Origin of the sequence: Streptomyces sp. NBC_00094, from assembly GCF_026343125.1 — a bacterium.
Lineage (GTDB): Bacteria > Actinomycetota > Actinomycetes > Streptomycetales > Streptomycetaceae > Streptomyces.
Map to the genome: position 1 here is coordinate 5,238,276 of NZ_JAPEMB010000001.1, position 18,837 is coordinate 5,257,112.

18 protein-coding genes and 1 pseudogene are annotated in these 18,837 nt (G+C 70.3%); 8 read left to right on the forward strand and 11 right to left on the reverse strand.

Going from position 1 to position 18,837, the window contains the following annotated elements; all coding sequences use genetic code 11:
- Entirely contained in the window at positions 1 to 750 is a 750-nt protein-coding gene (locus tag OG580_RS23385; RefSeq protein ID WP_267041591.1) for a transposase, read from the forward strand.
- Here OG580_RS23385 and OG580_RS23390 read toward each other — a convergent pair.
- The 4 genes and pseudogenes from OG580_RS23390 to OG580_RS23405 form a co-directional block, all read right to left on the reverse strand.
- Positions 743 to 1,405, reverse strand: a pseudogene (locus OG580_RS23390) (Scr1 family TA system antitoxin-like transcriptional regulator); the annotation flags it as partial. The gene OG580_RS23385 and the pseudogene OG580_RS23390 sit on opposite strands and share 8 nt — an antisense overlap.
- Entirely contained in the window at positions 1,395 to 1,919 is a 525-nt protein-coding gene (locus tag OG580_RS23395; RefSeq protein WP_267045629.1) for a DUF6879 family protein, read from the reverse strand. The pseudogene OG580_RS23390 and the gene OG580_RS23395, both read right to left, overlap by 11 nt.
- Positions 1,903 to 2,109 carry a hypothetical protein gene (locus tag OG580_RS23400; RefSeq protein ID WP_267045630.1) on the reverse strand — a complete coding sequence of 69 codons (207 nt, stop codon included), beginning with the start codon at positions 2,107 to 2,109 and terminating at the stop codon, positions 1,903 to 1,905. Before OG580_RS23400 ends, OG580_RS23395 begins: the two co-directional genes overlap by 17 nt.
- A gap of 241 nt (positions 2,110 to 2,350) precedes the next feature.
- A complete protein-coding gene (locus tag OG580_RS23405; RefSeq protein ID WP_267045631.1) occupies positions 2,351 to 4,024 on the reverse strand; it encodes a fumarate hydratase in 1,674 nt (557 codons plus the stop codon).
- A 307-nt stretch (positions 4,025 to 4,331) separates the two neighbouring features.
- Between OG580_RS23405 and OG580_RS23410 the strand changes: the two genes are divergently transcribed.
- Positions 4,332 to 5,024, forward strand: a complete 693-nt coding sequence (locus OG580_RS23410; RefSeq protein ID WP_267045632.1) for a DUF1707 domain-containing protein — start codon at positions 4,332 to 4,334, stop codon at positions 5,022 to 5,024.
- 185 nt (positions 5,025 to 5,209) lie between these two features.
- On the forward strand, positions 5,210 to 5,581 hold the full coding sequence (locus OG580_RS23415; RefSeq protein ID WP_267045633.1) for a WhiB family transcriptional regulator: 372 nt from the start codon (positions 5,210 to 5,212) through the stop codon (positions 5,579 to 5,581).
- A 197-nt stretch (positions 5,582 to 5,778) separates the two neighbouring features.
- On the opposite strand, the gene glpX is transcribed toward OG580_RS23415, so the two are convergent.
- Positions 5,779 to 6,813 (reverse strand): class II fructose-bisphosphatase, encoded by a 1,035-nt coding sequence (glpX, locus tag OG580_RS23420; protein WP_024760872.1) that lies wholly within the window; start codon positions 6,811 to 6,813, stop codon positions 5,779 to 5,781.
- 133 nt (positions 6,814 to 6,946) lie between these two features.
- Here glpX and OG580_RS23425 point away from each other — a divergent pair, with 133 nt between their 5' ends.
- Positions 6,947 to 7,480, forward strand: coding sequence for a DUF4245 domain-containing protein (locus OG580_RS23425; protein WP_267045634.1), 534 nt, complete (start codon positions 6,947 to 6,949; stop codon positions 7,478 to 7,480).
- Between the two features lie 122 nt (positions 7,481 to 7,602).
- On the opposite strand, the gene OG580_RS23430 is transcribed toward OG580_RS23425, so the two are convergent.
- The 4 genes from OG580_RS23430 to OG580_RS23445 form a co-directional block, all read right to left on the reverse strand.
- Complete coding sequence (locus OG580_RS23430) at positions 7,603 to 8,193, reverse strand: malonic semialdehyde reductase (RefSeq protein WP_267045635.1); 591 nt, start codon at positions 8,191 to 8,193, stop codon at positions 7,603 to 7,605.
- Between the two features lie 164 nt (positions 8,194 to 8,357).
- Positions 8,358 to 8,576: an exodeoxyribonuclease VII small subunit gene (locus OG580_RS23435; protein WP_267045636.1), complete on the reverse strand. Its 219-nt coding sequence runs from the start codon at positions 8,574 to 8,576 to the stop codon at positions 8,358 to 8,360.
- Positions 8,577 to 8,644: 68 nt separating this feature from the next.
- Positions 8,645 to 9,862, reverse strand: coding sequence for an exodeoxyribonuclease VII large subunit (gene xseA, locus OG580_RS23440; RefSeq protein ID WP_267045637.1), 1,218 nt, complete (start codon positions 9,860 to 9,862; stop codon positions 8,645 to 8,647).
- 31 nt (positions 9,863 to 9,893) lie between these two features.
- Positions 9,894 to 11,255: an APC family permease gene (locus OG580_RS23445; RefSeq protein ID WP_267045638.1), complete on the reverse strand. Its 1,362-nt coding sequence runs from the start codon at positions 11,253 to 11,255 to the stop codon at positions 9,894 to 9,896.
- A gap of 63 nt (positions 11,256 to 11,318) precedes the next feature.
- On the opposite strand from OG580_RS23445, the gene OG580_RS23450 reads away from it, so the two are divergent.
- Entirely contained in the window at positions 11,319 to 12,371 is a 1,053-nt protein-coding gene (locus OG580_RS23450) for a 4-hydroxy-3-methylbut-2-enyl diphosphate reductase (protein ID WP_267045639.1), read from the forward strand.
- Positions 12,372 to 12,415: 44 nt separating this feature from the next.
- Positions 12,416 to 13,159, forward strand: a complete 744-nt coding sequence (gene ppgK / locus OG580_RS23455; RefSeq protein WP_267045640.1) for a polyphosphate--glucose phosphotransferase — start codon at positions 12,416 to 12,418, stop codon at positions 13,157 to 13,159.
- A 181-nt stretch (positions 13,160 to 13,340) separates the two neighbouring features.
- On the opposite strand, the gene OG580_RS23460 is transcribed toward ppgK, so the two are convergent.
- The gene (locus OG580_RS23460; protein WP_323182687.1) at positions 13,341 to 13,874 is read right to left on the reverse strand and encodes a DUF6542 domain-containing protein; all 534 of its coding nucleotides are present in this window, start codon (positions 13,872 to 13,874) and stop codon (positions 13,341 to 13,343) included.
- A gap of 347 nt (positions 13,875 to 14,221) precedes the next feature.
- Here OG580_RS23460 and ychF point away from each other — a divergent pair, with 347 nt between their 5' ends.
- Positions 14,222 to 15,310, forward strand: a complete 1,089-nt coding sequence (ychF, locus tag OG580_RS23465; protein ID WP_024760863.1) for a redox-regulated ATPase YchF — start codon at positions 14,222 to 14,224, stop codon at positions 15,308 to 15,310.
- A 62-nt stretch (positions 15,311 to 15,372) separates the two neighbouring features.
- On the opposite strand, the gene OG580_RS23470 is transcribed toward ychF, so the two are convergent.
- Positions 15,373 to 15,954 (reverse strand): Uma2 family endonuclease, encoded by a 582-nt coding sequence (locus OG580_RS23470; RefSeq protein ID WP_267045642.1) that lies wholly within the window; start codon positions 15,952 to 15,954, stop codon positions 15,373 to 15,375.
- 205 nt (positions 15,955 to 16,159) lie between these two features.
- Between OG580_RS23470 and OG580_RS23475 the strand changes: the two genes are divergently transcribed.
- Positions 16,160 to 18,820 (forward strand): BTAD domain-containing putative transcriptional regulator, encoded by a 2,661-nt coding sequence (locus OG580_RS23475; protein ID WP_267045643.1) that lies wholly within the window; start codon positions 16,160 to 16,162, stop codon positions 18,818 to 18,820.
- Positions 18,821 to 18,837 lie beyond the last annotated feature (17 nt).

Genomic DNA, 18,837 nt, shown 5'->3' on the forward strand with positions numbered 1-18,837 from the left:
TTGGTTCCCTATCCTGCCGCACTCGACCTGCCTCATGCTCTGGTCGAGTGGGTATCCATGCTCATCGTCACCCGTGAGGGTGACCGCCGCTGCAAGCTGCCGCCCCACCAGCGTGCTCTTGTGGGCCTGGTCTACCTTCGCCGGCACGACACGCTCGCGCAGATCGCCGCCGGCTTCGGCATATCCGTCGGCACCGCCCACGCCTACGTCACGGCCGTCGTCGAGCATCTGTCCGGCCGGGCGCCCGGTCTCCTGCGGGTCCTGCGCGAGGCCGATCCGGACTACGTCCTGCTCGACGGGACGCTCGCTGAGTGTGACCGGGTCGGCGACAGCCGGGCGGACTTCTCGCAGAAGCACCGCCGTCACGGCGTGAACGTGCAGGTCGTGGCGGATGCCGCGGGCAAGCTGCTGTGGATCTCGCCCGCGCTGCCCGGCCGCACGCACGACCTGACCGCGGCCCGTACCCACCGCATCATCCGGATCTGCGAACGCCAGGGCGTCCCCGTCCTCGCCGACCGCGCCTACATCGGCGCCGGCCCCTGGGTGACCACACCGATCAGACGGCTTCCCGGCCGGGACCTCACCACGACCCAGCAGACGATCAACCGGGCCCTGTCGGCGGCACGGGCGCCGGTCGAACGAAGCATCGCAAGGCTGAAGTCCTGGCGAATCTTCCGCCGGGCCCGCTGCAGCCCCAACCGCATGACCGCCATCGCCGCAGCCATCCTCACCCTTGAGCGTCAACGCTGAAAATGCTCAATGGTCTCTCCGGCACATACCCACTTAGGGGAATTGCACCTAGGCGAACATTGGGCAGGCGAGAGACGGACACAAGCCGGTCAAGCTGCATAGCCATTGCCATGGGGGGAAGCAGCGGCCATCGTGCTGCCTGCTCGGTAAGAATGAAGGTAAATGACTTCGTGGCGTCGTAGAGAACCTGTTGCCGTTCTAGCTTTCTCGCGATGGTCTTCGACTGATCTCCGGGAACATCGGCGATGCTTGCACGCACATATTCAGGTGTAGCCAGGAGTCCGGTAATCATCGAAAGCAGGAAGAAGCGGAATTCTGTGGAAACTGCTTCGAGTCTCGCTAGCTCATTCTGTTTCTTGTCCAAGCCTCTGCGGCGAGATGACCAGTGGTCTTGCCACTCAGTGTTTGCCGTACGGGCCAAAGCTAGGAGCTTTTCGGCTTCAGGGCCCGTAGCTTCAAGTGCTTCTAGGATCAACTCTATATCGACCACGGCGGGCGTGAGCTTCCCGCCCTCGATGTTGCTGATCTTGGTTTGTGACATGTTGCAGCGGCGGGCGAGCCAGGTTTGCGTCTTCCCGGCTCGCTTCCGCTCCCTGCGAAGTGCTTCCGCTAGGTCTGATCTGGACTGACCTAGCCTCTCAGGCTCAAACGTCAAGGCCCTTCACGTACTCCTCGAAGGGTACCGATTCCTCTACGGCGATCCGCTGGTACTCGATGAAGGGGGAAACGTCTCCCTCGTATACCTCGCGGCTGATCTGCCCCCCATCCGCGTGGTAGTTCATGAGAACCACTTCGGTTCGGTCGAACATCCAGAAGTCTTGAACTCCTTCCAGTGGGTTCGTTCGCTCGGTCACGTCAAGAATTCTGATTTTCTCCCCTGCCAGGGAATGTGCCGCGTAGTACTGGTGGAACTCGAATCGCAGATACTCGGAGAGTGGCCGTTTGACGATGTGTACGCGGCCCTGCGTGCGCCCCTCGGCTGCCTGCCGGCGAAGCCTTTCGGTGTATTCGTTCGACACCGTGTGGGGGTCTACGCGGGCACCATTGCGCCACGCCTCGATTTCCTCGACCTCTTGCGGCATAAGGTATTGAGGAAGAGTTTCGAGACGCCATGCTTCCCGCCGGAAGCTCTCAAATCGAGCCGCCCACGATTCACCAGCCAAGAGCACGAATGGCCTCCCTCAGGATGTGCTCGGGGATCTCAACGAGCCCTTCGCCGTCCGGCGGCGTGAAGGCGTTGGATACGTCGCCCTGGACCACGAACGAACCGGATGCGGTCCGGTAGACGTTCGGGCAGTCGTCCTTCCCGCAGTTGCCGTTTCCGTTGCCGGTGAGTCGGGTCAGTTCCTCGCGCGCCATGCTGAAACCCCCTTGTGTCTGGCCCCTGTTGGGACCTTCGGGGACGACGGTACGGACGTGCACGCTATGGGTCTACGCGGTCACGCGAATATTCGTGTAGTCGGGTAGACCGGTGGCACTGCTGCCGACCGCCCGGTGATCGGCGGGGGCGCGTCGGGGCCTCGCGGGCGTCCTCCGCCCTCTGTGGCAAGGGGGAGAGCCCCCGACGTTGGCCGGGGGCTCTGGAGGGATCAGGGGCGTCTCAGGCGAGACCAGGGCCCCGAACCGGGATGGTGGTGAAGGTCGGCTGAACGGGTTCCTGCGAAGTGAAGAAGTCGTTGCCCTTGTCGTCCACGACGATGAACGCCGGGAAGTCCTCGACCTCGATCTTCCAGACCGCCTCCATGCCGAGCTCCTCGTACTCGACGACCTCGACCTTCTTGATGCAGTCCTGTGCGAGACGGGCCGCCGGGCCGCCGATCGAGCCGAGGTAGAAGCCGCCGTGGCTGCCGCACGCGTTCGTGACCTGCTGCGAGCGGTTGCCCTTGGCCAGCATGACCTTCGAGCCGCCCGCCGCCTGGAACTGCTCCACGTACGAGTCCATGCGGCCGGCCGTCGTCGGGCCGAAGGAACCGGAGGCGTACCCCTCGGGGGTCTTCGCCGGACCCGCGTAGTAGACCGGGTGGTCCTTCAGGTACTGCGGCATCTCCTCGCCCGCGTCGAGCCGCTCCTTGATCTTGGCGTGCGCGATGTCGCGCGCCACGACCAGCGGGCCGTTGAGGGAGAGGCGGGTCTTGACCGGGTACTTGGTCAGCTCGGCGAGGATGTCGTCCATCGGCTGGTTCAGGTCGATGGTGACGACGTCGCTCTCCTCGGAGAGGTGCTCGTCCGTGGTGTCCGGCAGGAAGCGCGCCGGGTCGGTCTCCAGCTGCTCCAGGAACACGCCCTCGGCGGTGATCTTCGCGACGGCCTGGCGGTCGGCCGAGCAGGAGACGGCGATCGCGACGGGCAGCGAGGCGCCGTGGCGGGGGAGGCGGACGACGCGGACGTCGTGGCAGAAGTACTTGCCGCCGAACTGCGCGCCGATGCCGATCTTCTGCGTCAGCTCGAAGACCTTCTCCTCCAGCTCCTTGTCGCGGAAGCCGTGGCCGGTCACGGCCGAGCCCTCGGTGGGCAGCTCGTCCAGGTAGTGCGCGGAGGCGTACTTCGCGGTCTTGAGCGCGAACTCGGCGCTCGTGCCGCCGACGACGATCGCCAGGTGGTACGGCGGGCAGGCGGCCGTGCCGAGCGAGCGGATCTTCTCCTCCAGGAACTTCATCATGCTCGCCTCGTTGAGGACGGCCTTCGTCTCCTGGTAGAGGAAGGACTTGTTGGCGGAGCCGCCGCCCTTGGCCATGAAGAGGAACTTGTACGCGCCGCCGTCGGTCGCGTACAGCTCGATCTGCGCGGGCAGGTTCGAGCCGGTGTTCTTCTCCTCCCACATGGTGACGGGGGCCATCTGCGAGTACCGCAGGTTGAGCTTGGTGTACGCGTCGTAGATGCCCTTGGACAGGGCCTCCTCGTCGCGGCCCGGGGTCAGCACGTTCTGGCCGCGCTTGCCCATGACGATCGCGGTGCCGGTGTCCTGGCACATGGGCAGGACGCCGGCGGCGGCGATGTTCGCGTTCTTCAGGAGGTCGAGCGCGACGAACTTGTCGTTGCTCGACGCCTCGGGGTCGTCGATGATCCGGCGCAGCTGGGCCAGGTGGGCCGGGCGCAGGAAGTGCTGGATGTCGTGGATCGCCTCGGCGGCGAGCGTGCGCAGCGCCTCGGGCTCGACCTTGAGGAACGTACGGCCGTCGGCCTCGAAGGTGGAGACACCTTCGGAGGTCACCAGGCGGTAGGGCGTGGTGTCCTCTCCCAGGGGGAGCAGATCGGAGTACGCAAACTCTGGCATGACGGCAGCCATTCCTTACTCGGCAGACAGCGACGCCGCCTCCATTGGCCGCGCGCCCTCCAGCGTAGAGCGACGGCGCGGCGCCGATCCTGTGAGGTAAGGCTCACTGGCGACCGGGACCGCGCCGATGTGGCGGGTTTCCGCTCCCGGGTTCCTCGCGGAAGGTCCGGTGTGCCGGGCGTCCGAAGGGAGGCGGTTTCCCGCCCCGGCGTCAACCGGCCATTTCCGTATGCGCGTTCGTCTGGTTTTCCACAGGCCCACCCCTTCCCCCTAGTCGCGATCTATCGCGTTTCGCTAGGCTGACGCCGTGGACCTCGAAAAGCAGCCCGAACCCGAAAAGCAGCCGCGGACGCCGGCCGAGACCGTGTTCGCCGACCCGCAGGGCTCGTTGCGGGCGTCCGACGCGGACCGGGACCGGATCGCGGACATCCTGGGGGACGCCCTGGCCGAGGGGCGGATCGATCCCGAGGAGCACTCGGACCGGATCGACGCGGTCTACCGGGCCAAGACGGTCGGGGAGCTGGAGCCGATCGTCAGTGACCTGCCGGGTTCCCGGACCCGCCGCGAGCCCGAGCCGGCGTACGTGCCCGTGCCGGACGACGACCCCGAGGGCGTCGCGGACAGCCTCGTCGCGATCTTCTCCAGCACCACCCGCAAGGGCCGCTGGAGGGTGAGCCGCCGGACGAACGCCTTCGCGCTCTTCGGCAACATCGAGATCGACCTGACCGAGGCGATCTTCGCGCAGCGGCTGACCACCATCAACGCGACCTCGATCTTCGGGAACGTCGAGGTGCGGGTCCCGGAGAACATCACGCTGCGCGGCAACGGCAGCGGAGTCTTCGGCAACTTCGAGGTCGTGACCCTGGAAGGCGTCGATCCGCAGGCCCCGGTCGTCGTCGTCAACGGCTACTCGGTCTTCGGCAACGTCGAGGCGAGACCCAAGCGCGGGAAGTGGATCACCGACCTCCAGGGCAAGCTGCGCAAACACCTCGGCCACTGACCTCCGGTGCCGCCTCCGGTGCCGCTCCCGGTGCCTCGGTGATCACCGAGGCCGCGCGCTGACCGGAATTCGCCCTCGGGTATCCGCAGTGCGGAACGGGACGGCACGCAGTGCATAGGCGCGCGCACAGCGGGTAGGGCTGCTCCATCGCCGCTCGCTCGCGAAGCCGTCGTCAGGAGTAGACCGTGCTGCAACTGCCGCATCAGCCCCTCCAGGTCGCCGCCGTTCCCCCTCAGCGCACCCCTGCTCGGGAGGACGAGGCCGGCCCCTGGCACGCGGAGGCGGTGTGCCGCCGGGACGAGGCCGGGTTGTTCTTCGCCCCCTCCAAGGAGCCGACCGCCGCGCGGCTCGCCCGGGAGGAGGCGGCCAAGCGGGTCTGCGCCCGCTGTCCCGTGATGGTCGAGTGCCGGGAGCACGCGCTGCTGCAGCCCGAGCCGTACGGGGTGTGGGGCGGACTCACCGCCGCGGAGCGCCGTGTGGTCCTGGCCCGCCGCCGGCGCCGTGAGGTGGAGCTGAAGAAGGCGTCCGCGACCGATCGGATCGCCCAGGCCGGCTGACGGGGGAGCGGACGCCGTCGCGACCCGTACGGGAAGGGGCGCCCCCACCGCACATGGGGGCGCCCCTCTTCGTACCGTTCAGCCTCGTGCCGCCGCTCGGCGTCGTACCGCTCGGCGTCGTACCGTTCGGCTTCGAACCCTTCGGTTCACACCGCCCGGTTCACACCGCCCGGTTCACACCGCTCGGTTCACGCGGCCTACTTGGCGCGGTCGAAGTCGATCTTGCTGTACGCGCGCAGCTTCGAGAGCCGGTGCGTGGAGTCGATCTGGCGGATCGTGCCGGACTTCGAGCGCATGACCAGCGACTGCGTGGTCGCCGTCTCGGCGCGGTAGCGCACCCCGCGCAGCAGCTCGCCGTCGGTGATGCCGGTCGCGACGAAGAACACGTTGTCGCCGCTGACCAGGTCGTTCGTGGAGAGCACCCGGTCCAGGTCGTGGCCCGCGTCGAGCGCCTTCTGCCGCTCGGCCTCGTCCTTCGGCCACAGCTTGCCCTGGATCACACCGCCGAGGCACTTGATGGCGCAGGCGGAGATGATGCCCTCGGGCGTGCCGCCGACGCCCATGAGCATGTCGACGCCGGTGCCCTCGCGGACGGCCATGATCGAACCGGCGACGTCGCCGTCCGAGATGAACTTGATCCGGGCCCCGGTCTCGCGGATCTCCTTGACGATGCCCTCGTGACGGGGGCGGTCCAGGATCATGACCGTGATGTCCTCGGGCGAGGAGTTCTTCGCCTTGGCGACCCGGCGGATGTTGACCGAGACGGGGGCGTTGATGTCGACGAAGTCGGCGGCCTCGGGGCCGGTGACCAGCTTGTCCATGTAGAACACCGCGGACGGGTCGAACATGGTGCCGCGGTCGGCGGCGGCCAGGACGGCGATCGCGTTCGGCATGCCCTTGGCGTTGAGCGTGGTGCCGTCGATCGGGTCGACCGCGATGTCGACCTCGGCGCCGGTGCCGTCGCCGACCCGCTCCCCGTTGAAGAGCATCGGGGCTTCGTCCTTCTCGCCCTCGCCGATGACGACGACGCCGTTCATCGAGACGGTGGAGATCAGGGTCCGCATGGCGTTGACCGCCGCGCCGTCCGCGCCGATCTTGTCGCCGCGACCGACCCAGCGGCCGGCGGCCATGGCGGCGGCCTCGGTGACGCGTACCAGCTCAAGGGCGAGGTTGCGGTCGGGGGCCTCGGGGGAGACGACGAGCTCGGGCGGCAGGTGATGGCTCTCGGTCATCGAAGCGCACCTTTCTGTACGGCGACGGCCGGGAACGGCGACGGCCGGAAAAACGAGGGTGATCCGACTCTATCGGTACGTCGACAAAATGAGCAGAGGGGCCCACGTTTGAGCGCGACACCATGATGCGACCATGTGGGGCGTGGCAGGTATGCGAGGTAGGCAGACGGTACGAGGGATGTTCCAGTCCCTCGGGGTGATCATGGTCGCTGCGGGAGTGATGTATCTCTTCATCCCGCACGACGAGGACGCGGCGCCGGTCAAGGCGAAGGACTACCGCGTCGAGCTCCTGACGGCCCAGCGGGCGGCACCGTATCCGGTGCTGGCCCCCGAGGGTCTCGGCGCGGACTGGAAGGCGACGGTCGTCTCGTACAAGCGCGAGAAGGCCGACGCCTGGCAGCTCGGTTTCCTCTCCCCGGACACGCAGTACGTGGCGATCCACCAGTCGACGGCGGCGCCGGGCAAGTACGTGCCCGAGGTCACCCATGAGGCGAAGGACACAGGGAAGACCCAGACGGTGGGCGGCCAGGTCTGGCACCGCTGGGAGGGACCGAAGTACGACGCGCTCGTCCGGACGGAGGGCGGCGCGACGACCGTCGTGACCGGCACGGCCTCCTTCGAGCGGCTGGCCGAGATGGCGGGCTCGCTCCGGTCGCAGAAGGCCTGAGGTCGTACGAGAAGGGCCCCGCACTCCATGAGTGCGGGGCCCTTCTCGTATGCGCGGGTGTCACGGGCGCGCCGTCAGCCGTCAGCCGTCAGTCATCGGGCGTCAGCCGTGGACCGTCGGGCTCAGACGGTCGCGACGACCTCGTCGTAGGACAGGCGCGGGGAGCGCGGGAACCACGCGTTCTCGCCGGGCTTGCCGATGTTGATGACCATCAGCGGGGTGTGGTCGGCGTCCAGGAACTCCTTCTGGATGCCGGCGAAGTCGATACCGGTCATCGGGCCGGCGGCGAGGCCGGCGGCGCGGATGCCCATGATGAAGTAGCCGGCCTGGAGGGAGGCGTTCACCGTGGCGGCCTGCTCGCGGACCGGGCGCTCGGAGAAGAAGATCTCCTTGGCCTGCGGGAAGTGCGGGAACAGGACCGGGAGCTCCTCGTGGAACTCGTTGTCCGCGGAGAGGATCGCGACCAGCGGGGCGGCGGCGGTCTTCGCCTGGTTGCCCTCGGCCATGTGCTTGACCAGGCGCTCGCGGGCCTCGGGGGAGCGGACCAGGGTGATGCGGAGCGGGGTCTGGTTGAAGGCGGTCGGACCGTACTGCATCAGGTCGTAGATCGCCTGGACCTGCTCGTCGGTCACCGGCTCGTCGGTGAACGTGTTGGCGGTGCGGGCCTCACGGAAAAGGAGGTCCTGGGCGGCGGGGTCAAGGGCGAGAGACATGCTGCGTACCTTCCGGACTGCACGAGGGGGTCGCTCGTACGGGGTTCAAGCGATGTCACGACAGTACGCCGATGATTGGTGAAAGTTCAACCAATCCATCCGGATAGTGATCCGCTTCACTCGGAGTCTACGCCAGGCCCCGGCGCCACGGGGCCGAATCGGGACTACTCCTCCCCGTCCGCCGCCAGCGAGGCGTCCAGCCGGGCCCGCGCCCCTTCCAGCCGCCGCCGGCAGACCTTCGCCAGCTCCTCGCCGCGCTCCCAGAGCGCGAGGGACTCCTCCAGGGACGTCCCGCCCGCTTCGAGCCGCCGAACGACCTCGATCAGCTCGTCCCGCGCCTGCTCGTACCCGAGCGCCGCCTCTTCCTCCGTGCCTGCTGCCATCTGCTCCACCCTTCGTGTCCGCTTCTCTCTCGTTCTCTCCGACGGCCGACGGCCGACAGCCGACGGCCTCAGGCCGGGTCGGCCACGCGCCGCACCGCGAACTCGCCCTCGGCGACCCGGGCCCGCAGCTCCTCGCCCTCCGCGACCTCCTCGGGGGAGCGGACCACCGCGCCGTCCGCCCGCTGGAGCACCGCGTACCCCCGCTCCATCGTCGCCGCCGGCGACAGCGCCCGGACTCGCGCCCGGGTGTGCGACAGCTCGGAGTCCGCGCGGTCCAGGAGGTGCCCCAGGACCCGTCTGCTCCGCGCCAGCAGCGCCTCGATCTCGGCCTCGCGGACCTCGACCATCCGCTGCGGATGCTCCATGACGGGCCGCGCGAGGGTGTGCGCGAGGCCGCGCTCCTCCCGCTCCAGGAGTCCCCGAACGGTCCGCAGGGCCCGGTCGCGCAGCCCGCGCACCCGGTCGAGCTCCTCCCCGACGTCCGGGACGACCTTCTTCGCCGCGTCCGTCGGCGTCGAGGCCCGCAGGTCCGCCACCAGGTCGAGGAGGGGCGAGTCCGGCTCGTGCCCGATCGCGGAGACCACCGGCGTACGGCAGTCGGCGACGGCCCGGACGAGCTGCTCGTCCGAGAACGGCAGCAGGTCCTCGACGCTGCCGCCGCCCCGGGCGACGATGATCACGTCCACGTCCTCGTGGGCGTCGAGCTCCTGCACCGCCTGGATCACCTGCGGGACCGCCTTCACGCCCTGCACCGGCACGTTCCGCACCTCGAAGCGGACGGCCGGCCAGCGGCGACGCGCGTTCTCCAGGACGTCACGCTCCGCCGCCGAGGCGCGTCCGCAGACGAGACCGACGAGACGTGGCAGGAACGGCAGCGGCTTCTTCCGGTCGAGCGCGAAGAGCCCCTCGGCCGCCAGGCTCCGCTTCAGCTGCTCCAGCCGGGCCAGCAGCTCGCCGATCCCGACCGGCTTGATCTCCACGGCCCGCAGCGACAGCTGCCCGCGCGGCGCGTACCACTCGGGCTTGGCGTGCACGACGACCCGGGCGCCCTCGGACACCAGGTCGGCGACCGAGTCGAAGACCTGGCGGTAGCAGGTGACGCCGATCGAGATGTCGTACGAGGGATCCCGCAGCGTCAGGAAGACGACCCCGGCGCCGGGCCGCCGCGACAGCTGCGTGATCTGCCCCTCGACCCAGATCGCCCCGAGCCGGTCGATCCAGCCCCCGATCAGACGGGAAACCTCACCGACGGGAATCGGTGCTTCGGCGGACGTAGTCAGAGCCATGGACTGAGCGTAACGGCGCGGTACGACAACGTCAGGGCCGCGCGGGGGTCCGCGTCGTGCCCTGGAGGGCCAGGACGACGAGCCCGACACCCAGCCACACCACGCCCACGACCTGCGCCGCGACCGAGGCCTCCACGATCACCGCGACGAGGATCGCCGCCCCGGTCACCGGCATCACGACGTGCTTCAGCCAGTTCGGCGGCCCCTCCGCCCTCCGTACCGCGAACCAGCCCACCACGCTCGCGTGCAGCAGGACGAACGCCGTCAGCGCGCCGACGTCGACCACCGACACCAGGTGGTCGAGCCCGTCGTCCCGCCGCGCCGCCCACAGCGCCGCGACCATCGTCACCGTCGCCGACACGAGAAGCGCCACCCGCGGCACGCCCGAGTCCGTCCGGGCGAGCACGTGCGGCAGCCGCCGCTCGCGGCCCATCGCGAAGAGCAGGCGGCCGCCTGCCGCCTGCCCCGCGAGGGCGGCGAAGGCCGCGCCGATCGCCTTCGAGACGGCCACCAGATCGTGCAGCCAGCTCCCGACGGAGACTTCCACGGCGTCGTAGAAGGCGGAGCCCTGCCTTGCGGGATCCGCCGCGAGCTCGGCCGACGAGACCGGTTCCAGCAGGGCCACCAGCCAGGTCTGCGCCACGAACAGCGCGCCCGCGAGCGCCAGACAGAACAGCAGCGCCCGCGCGACCTTCGCCGAACCGCCCGTGACCTCCTCCGCGAAGGAGGCGATCGCGTCGAAGCCCAGGTAGGAGAGGACGGCCACCGACACGGCGCCGAGCACCGCCGCGGCCGAGAACCCGCCGTCCCCGGTGAGCGGCGACCACCAGTCGCGCTGCGCCCCGTCCCGTACGAGCACCACCACCGCCGACACGACGAAGACCAGCAGGACGACGATCTCCATGGTCAGCACGGCGAAGCCGACCCGGGCCGCCGCCCGGACGCCCCACAGGTTGAGGAGGGTGGTGAGCACCACGGCGATCCCCGTCCACACCCACCGGTCCACCTCCGGGACCAGCGCCTCCATCGCGATGCCCGCGAAGAGATAGGCGACGGCGGGGATCAGCAGGTAGTCGAGCAGCGCCATCCACCCGGCGACGAACCCGGGCCCCTCGCCCAGCCCCTTGCGGGCGTACGTGAAGACGGAGCCGGCCTGCGGTGCGACCCGCACCATCTGGGCGTAACTGAAGGCCGTGAACGCCATGGCGACGGTGGCCACGACGTACACCAGTGCGACGGCCCCGTGGGACTTGGCGTCGAGCGTGCCGAAGACACCGACCGGCGCCATGGGCGCGATGAAGAGGAGCCCGTACACGACCAGGTCGCGGAAGCCGAGGCTCCGACGGAGATCCGCATGTCCCTCGCGCGCAGCCACCTGTGATTCCTCGGCCATGCGGTCAGTCTCGGACACCGTGCGGATCAAAGCGCTGACCGACGCGGCCTTACGATGGGACGCATGACTGCAACGCCCGCGTCGACGCCCGAGTCCGCCCCCGCGACGAACCGCCCGAAGCGTGTCCTGCTCGCCGCTCCCCGCGGTTACTGCGCGGGCGTGGACCGTGCCGTGATCGCGGTGGAGAAGGCCCTGGAGCAGTACGGGGCGCCGATCTACGTACGCCACGAGATCGTCCACAACAAGTACGTGGTCCAGACGCTGGAGCGGAAGGGCGCGATCTTCGTCGACCAGGCGACCGAGGTGCCGCCGGGCAACATCGTGATGTTCTCCGCGCACGGCGTCGCCCCGACCGTCCACGAGGAGGCCCGCCAGGGCCGGCTCGCGACGATCGACGCGACCTGCCCGCTGGTCACCAAGGTCCACAAGGAAGCCGTCCGCTTCGCCAACGAGGACTTCGACATCCTCCTCATCGGCCACGAGGGTCACGAGGAGGTCATCGGCACCTCCGGCGAGGCCCCCGACCACATCCAGCTGGTCGACGGCCCCGGGGACGTCGCCAAGATCGAGGTCCGCGACCCCTCCCGGGTCGTCTGGCTCTCCCAGACCACGCTCTCGGTCGACGAGACGATGGAGACGGTCGACGCGCTGAAGGAGAAGTTCCCGCAGCTGATCTCCCCGCCGTCCGACGACATCTGCTACGCCACGCAGAACCGTCAGATCGCGATCAAGGAGCTCGCCGGCCAGGCCGAGCTGGTGATCGTCGTCGGCTCGAAGAACTCCTCGAACTCGATCCGCATGGTCGAGGTCGCCAAGCAGGCCGGCGTCCCCGCCGCGTACCTGGTCGACTTCGCGAGCGAGATCGACGAGGCCTGGCTGGAGGGCGTGACCAGCGTCGGCCTCTCCTCCGGCGCCTCCGTCCCGGACATCCTGGTCCAGGAGGTCCTGGAATGGCTGGGCGAGCGCGGCTACGCGGACGTCGAGATCGTCAAGACGGCGGACGAGTCCCTGACGTTCTCGCTCCCCAAGGAGCTCCGCAACAAGGACCTGCGGGCCGTGGCGGAGCAGCTGGCGGCGAGCGCTCCCGGCGCTTCGGTCGCCTCCGCCACGGAGTAACTCCACAAGGAGTCAGTCCGCGCCACAGCCCTTACCGTGGGTTCATGAACGTCTTCGGAGTGGACATCGGCGGCTCGGGCATCAAGGGCGCCCCCGTGGATCTGGAGCGCGGCACGCTTGCCGAGGAGCGCCACAAGGTACTGACCCCGCAGCCCGCCACACCCGACGGTGTGGCGGGCTGCGTCGTGGAGGTCGTGGAGCACTTCGGCTGGACGGGACCGGTCGGGGTGACCTTCCCGGGCGTGGTGACGGGCTCCACGGTCCGTACCGCCGCCAACGTCGACAAGGCCTGGATCGGCGTCGACGCGGGCACGCTGCTGAGCGAGCGGCTCGGCGGCCTCCCGGTGACCGTCCTGAACGACGCGGACGCGGCCGGGGTCGCGGAGATGACCTTCGGCGCGGGCCGGGGCCGCAAGGGCACGGTGATCCTGCTGACCCTCGGTACGGGCATCGGCTCGGCCCTCTTCGTCGACGGCCGGCTCGTCCCGAACACGGAGCTGGGCCACCTGGAGCTGAAGGGCCACGACGCGGAGACGCGGGCCTCGACGAAGGCCAAGGAGGACGAGGACCTCAGCTGGGAGCACTGGGCGAAGCGCCGGCTGACGAAGTACCTCGCGCACGTGGAGATGCTGTTCTCGCCGGAGCTGTTCATCATCGGCGGCGGGGTGAGCCGCAAGGCGGACAAGTTCCTCCCGTTCGTCGAGGGCATCCGCGCGGAGATCGTCCCGGCGGAGCTCCAGAACAACGCGGGCATCGTGGGCGCGGCGATGGCGGCGGGCGAGGCCTGAGGAATGGGGTTTCGGGCGACGGGCGGGGCGCCTTCGGGCGACGGGCTCCCCAGCCGGAACGGGGCGGCGCTTCAGGCGACAGGACCGGTCGGGCCGGTGCGTCAGGCCACAGGACCGGTCGGGCCGGTGCGTCAGGCGAGGGGACGGGCCGGTGCCTCAGGCGAGGGGACGGGCCGGTGCGTCAGGCGACCGGTCGGCGTCCCGGTGCCGAGGGGCGCCCGCCCGCCTTCTCGCCCGGGGCCACCCGGCCCCCGGGGGCGGTCGCCGCACGCTGCTGCCGCCTCCCCATGTCCCGCACCTTCCGCACGCTCGTGATGAGCCCGGCGACGAGGGTGCCGCCGTAGAGCCACCCGGCGTGCACGGCGAGCGCGGTCACGACGGCCATGGCCTGGCCGCCGAGCCCTCCCGTACCGCCCGCGATGGGGACGACACCGACGGCGAAGGCGATGGGCACGCTGATCGGCGCGGTCACGAGGTCGGCGGCCCGGACCCAGAGCGCGGTCAGGGCGCTGACCGGCAGGAACAGCAGCCCGAAAGCGAGCGGGGAGCCGTCGAGGATCAGCCGGTCGAGGAATCCGATCACCAGCATCGCGGCGGCGGCGAAGAGCCCGGCGCCGAGTCCGGTGAGCCGGGGCGAGGGGAGCCGCCGCAGGGCGAGGACGACGGGCGGTACGGGGCGTGCGCCCGGCGGCCGCCCGGGAGCGGCGGCGCCCACGACGCCGGCCCGCTCCACGCGCGCGCCACCGGCTCCCCGCCCGGCCCTGCCGTTCACGCGGTACACGGCCGCGCCCTCCACGACCGCGCCCTCCACGAGCGCGCCGGGCGGTGCCACGGACGGCGGCGTGGCGGGGTTCTGCGGCCGTCGGCGGCCTTGCGGCTGACTTGTCCTGTGCTGCTCCACACGACCAACGTAGGTCGGGAGGGGGCGGGAACCAGGTCCGGGACACGCCCTTTGGGTGACCTTGCCCCCGAGATCGACCGAAGGTCGGCGTCACTGGCCGGTTCGCCCCGCCCGTAAACTGGGGGATCGGCCCCCCATCCACACTTCAGGAAGTCGCCACCGTGTCGCTCACGATCGGAATCGTCGGTCTGCCGAATGTCGGCAAGTCGACCCTGTTCAACGCCCTGACCAAGAACGACGTGCTGGCGGCCAACTACCCGTTCGCCACGATCGAGCCCAACGTCGGAGTCGTCGGTGTCCCCGACGCCCGCCTGGCGGTCCTCGCGGGCATCTTCGGCTCGCAGAAGATCCTCCCCGCGACGGTGGACTTCGTCGACATCGCCGGCATCGTGCGCGGTGCCTCGGAGGGCGAGGGCCTCGGCAACAAGTTCCTCGCGAACATCCGCGAGTCGGACGCGATCTGCCAGGTCATCCGCGCCTTCAAGGACGAGAACGTCGTCCACGTCGACGGCAAGGTCTCGCCGAAGGACGACATCGAGACGATCAACACGGAGCTGATCCTCGCGGACCTCCAGTCGATCGAGAAGGCGGAGCCCCGCCTGACGAAGGAGTCCCGCCTCCAGAAGGAGAAGGTCGCGGTCCTCGCGGCCGTCCTCGAGGCCAAGAAGATCCTCGAAGCGGGCGACACCCTCTTCTCGAAGGGCATCGCCAAGGGCACGGAGCAGGGCGACCTCCTCCACGAACTGCACCTCCTCACCACGAAGCCCTTCCTCTACGTCTTCAACGTGGACGAGGACGAGCTGACGGACGAGGCCTTCAAGGAGGAGCAGCGCGCCCTGGTCGCCCCCGCCGAGGCCATCTTCCTGAACGCGAAGCTGGAGCAGGAGCTCATCGAGCTGGAGGACGACGAGGCCCTCGAGCTTCTCCAGTCGGTCGGCCAGGAAGAGCCGGGCATGGCCACCCTGGGCCGCGTCGGCTTCGCGACCCTGGGCCTCCAGACCTACCTGACGGCAGGCCCGAAGGAAACCCGCGCCTGGACGATCAAGAAGGGCGCCACCGCCCCCGAGGCCGCCGGCGTCATCCACACCGACTTCCAGCGCGGCTTCATCAAGGCGGAGATCATCTCCTTCGCCGACCTCGTCGAATGCGGCTCGGTCGCCGAGGCCCGCGCGAAGGGCAAGGCCCGCATGGAGGGCAAGGAGTACGTCATGCAGGACGGCGACGTGGTGGAGTTCCGCTTCAACGTCTGATCGACCGCGGAAGGGGCCGGACTCCGACGAGTCCGGCCCCTTCCGTGTGCCCGGGGCGCCCTTCAGGCGCTGCGGGCCGGTGTGAGCGTGTCGAGATCCAGGTTGATCTCGAAGGGGACCGGGCGCTGGAGGGTGCCGCGGAAGATGCCGGCGGGTGCGTAGGCGCCGGTGGGTCCGTCGAGCTCGTAGACGCGGACGACGGGGGCCCCGTCCTCGTCCTCGACGCACCAGTAGTGCGGGATGCCTGCCTCCGCGTACTTGCGGAGCTTTACTGTGCGATCCCGATGGGCGGATTCGGGGGAGACGACCTCGATGACGAGCTGGACGTCCTCGGGCGCGAACCAGGTGCAGTCCGGGTCATAGGCGGCCGTGGTCACCACGAGATCGGGTTCGGGGCGGTTGCGCGCGTCCAGGCGGATGGTCATCTCTCGGCCGACCCTGTAACCCGTGGGGGCGTGGGTCCTGAGCGCCAGCGTGAGGTCGGTGACGATCTCTCCGTGCCACCAACGCTGCGGCGACATCATGAAAACCAGCGCTCCGTCGATCAGCTCGGTATGGCGGGGCGCCTCGGGGAGGCGGTCGAGGTCCTCCGCGAACCAGCCTTCCGCGCGCGGCGGGCGCATCCAGTCGGGCAGTGCGGTCATGAATCAACCCTAGCGGCGGCCGACATGCTTCGGGCCGATCGTCGTCACGGAGGCGTGCGCAAGCCGTGGGTCGACGATCGTGTGCAGATTCGGACGACGAGGGTGGGATCGGGGAACTCCACGTCGCGGTCGTCCCTCTTACCCCACGTATCCTCGACTGCTGGGGAGTGGGGGACGGGGGGACAAGGGATCGCGGAGGTATCAGGTGGAGTTCCGGCTGCTCGGCTCCGTTGCGCTCGTGACGGAGGACGGCGACGTAGCCCTGGGGCCCGCCAAGCGGTCCAGTCTGCTCGCCATGCTCCTCCTGCGGCCCAACGGCGCCGTGAACGTGGGGCAACTGATCGACGCCCTGTGGGAGGACGAACCACCCACGCACGCCAAGACCGTTCTCCAGGGGCACGTCTCGCGGCTGCGGGCGCTGCTCGCCGAGCACGGGGCCGAGGCGTACGGGGTCGAGCTCGCCACCCAGGGTTCGGCGTACGTGCTGCGCATCCCGGAGTCGCTGGTCGACGCCCACCGCTTCGAGGAGCTCGTCGGGCTCGCCGGGGTGCAGCGCCATCCCGGCGACGCCGTGCGGATGCTGCGCGAGGCGCTGTCGTACTGGCAGGGGCCCGCGCTCACCGGGACCGTGCACAGCCGGCCGCTGGAGGCCGCCGCCGGGGGCCTCGAAGAGCTGCGGTTGTCGTCGGTGGAGGCCCTGGCCGCGGCGTACGGAGCGCTCGGTGAGCACGGGCGGGCCGCCGCCGTGCTGCGTACCGAGGCCGTCGCGCACCCCCTGCGCGAGTCCCTGGCCGCCGCGCTGATGCTGGCGCTCGGCCGTGCGGGGCGCCAGTCGGACGCCATCGACTGGTACCACCGGACCCGGCGGCTGCTCGCCGAGGAGCTCGGGGTGGACCCCGGCGAGGCCCTCTCCGAGGCGTACGCGACGCTCCTCCGCTCCGCCGAGCCCGCCGCCCGCGTCCCCCGCCCCGCCCTCCCGGTCGAGGCCTCCGTCGCGGTCGTGGTGCCCGAGCAACTGCCGCGCGCACCACGCGGCTTCACCGGTCGCGGGCCCGAACTGGTCGCGCTGGACCGGGTCGTCGGCGGTGCGGACGCCCCCGTCTGTCTCGTCACCGGGCCCGCCGGCGTGGGCAAGTCGGCCTTCGCCGTGCACTGGGCGTACGAGCGCCGCACGAGCTTCCCCGACGGGCGACTTTTCGCCGATCTGCGCGGCTTCAGCGACACCCCGGCGCCCGAGACCGCCACCGTACTCCGCGACTTCCTTCTCGCACTCGGCGTCCCGGCGCTACGGATCCCGGAAGCCGCCGACGCGCGCGGCGCACTGTTCCGCTCGCTCACCGCGGCCCGCCGGCTGCTCGTCGTCCTCGACAACGCGCGCTCCTCCGAGCAGGTCAGGCCGCTGCTGCCGGGCGGCGACCTCTGCGCGACGGTCGTCACCAGCCGTGACCGGCTCAGCGGCCTCATCGCCTCCGACGCCGCCCGGCCGCTGCCCCTCGGGCAGCTGCCGCCCGCCGACTCCGCCGCCCTGCTCGCCACCGTGCTCGGCGAGCGGCGGGTCGCCGCCGAACCCGAGGCCGCCGAGCGCCTCGCCGGGCTCTGCGACGGGCTGCCGCTCGCGCTGCGCGTCACGGCGGCCCGGCTCGCCGAGCGGCCGCAGTGGACGCTCGACGCGATGGTCGGTGAACTCGCCGACGAACAGATCCGGTTGACGCTCCTCGACGTCGAGGACGTCGGGGTGTCCGCCGCGTTGCGGCTCACCGTGCAGCAACTGCCCGAGTCCGCCGCCCGGATGTTCCGCTCGCTGGGTCTGCACACCGGCTCCGACCTGGACCGCTTCGCGGCGGGCGCGCTCGTCGGCACGTCCCCCGCGCACGCCTCCGCGGACCTGGACCGGCTCGCCGCCGCCCACCTCCTCGCCGAGCCCGCCCCCGGCCGCTGGACCCCGCACGACCTGGTGCGGCTGTACGCCCGGCACCTCGCTCCGGAGGCCGACCCCGAAGGCCTGCCCCGCCTCCTGGACCACTACCTCTACACGGGGCTCGCGGCCGACGCCGCCGCCGAACCGGGCTCCCAGCCCTGCTACTCGCTGCCTTCCGACGCCCGACGGCCCGCCGCCACGCGGGAGTTCGAGGACCGCACGGCCGCACTCGACTGGTACGCCGCCGAGCGCTCCGCCCTGGAGGGCGCGGTGGCCGCCGCCGCGTCACTCGGCCTCCACGACCGGGCCTGGCGGCTCGCCCTCGTGCAGTGGCCGCTGATGCTCATGCGGATCGGCGACGGCTGGACGCCGCTCCTGGAGGCCGGTCTGGCCTCGGCGGAGCACGTGGGCGACCTCGACGCGCAGTCGCGGACCCGGGCGCTCCTCGGCTGGGTGCTGCACGAGGAGGGGCGGGACGCCGAGGCGCTCGTCCACCTGGAGAAGGCGCCGATCCTCGCCGCCCGGGCCGGGGACGCGGTCAGCGAGGCCATCGCGTACGTCAACTACGCCGCCGTACTCGACGCGGTCGGCGAGCACGAGCGCGCCGGCCTGCTCATGGTCCACGCGGTCTCGCTAGCCGACCGCACCGGCCATCCGTCCACCCAGGTGCTGACCCTCCACCACCTCGCGACGCACCTCCTGAAGGCGGAGGCGTACGACGAGGCGCTCGCGCACACTGTTCGCGCCGGGGAACTGGTCGCCCCCGACGCGGTCGTCGTCCAGGCCCAGCTGCAGATCGTCCGGGGCGAGGCGCTGGCCGGCATAGGCCGCCTGGAAGAGGCGACTGACCAGCTCAAACGGGCGATCGTGGCGGCCGAGGCCGCCGGGTTCACCGAGGGTTCGGCCCGCGCCGCGGAGCGGCTCTCGCGGCTGTCAGCGGATCGTTAGCGGTACGCAAGCGGGAC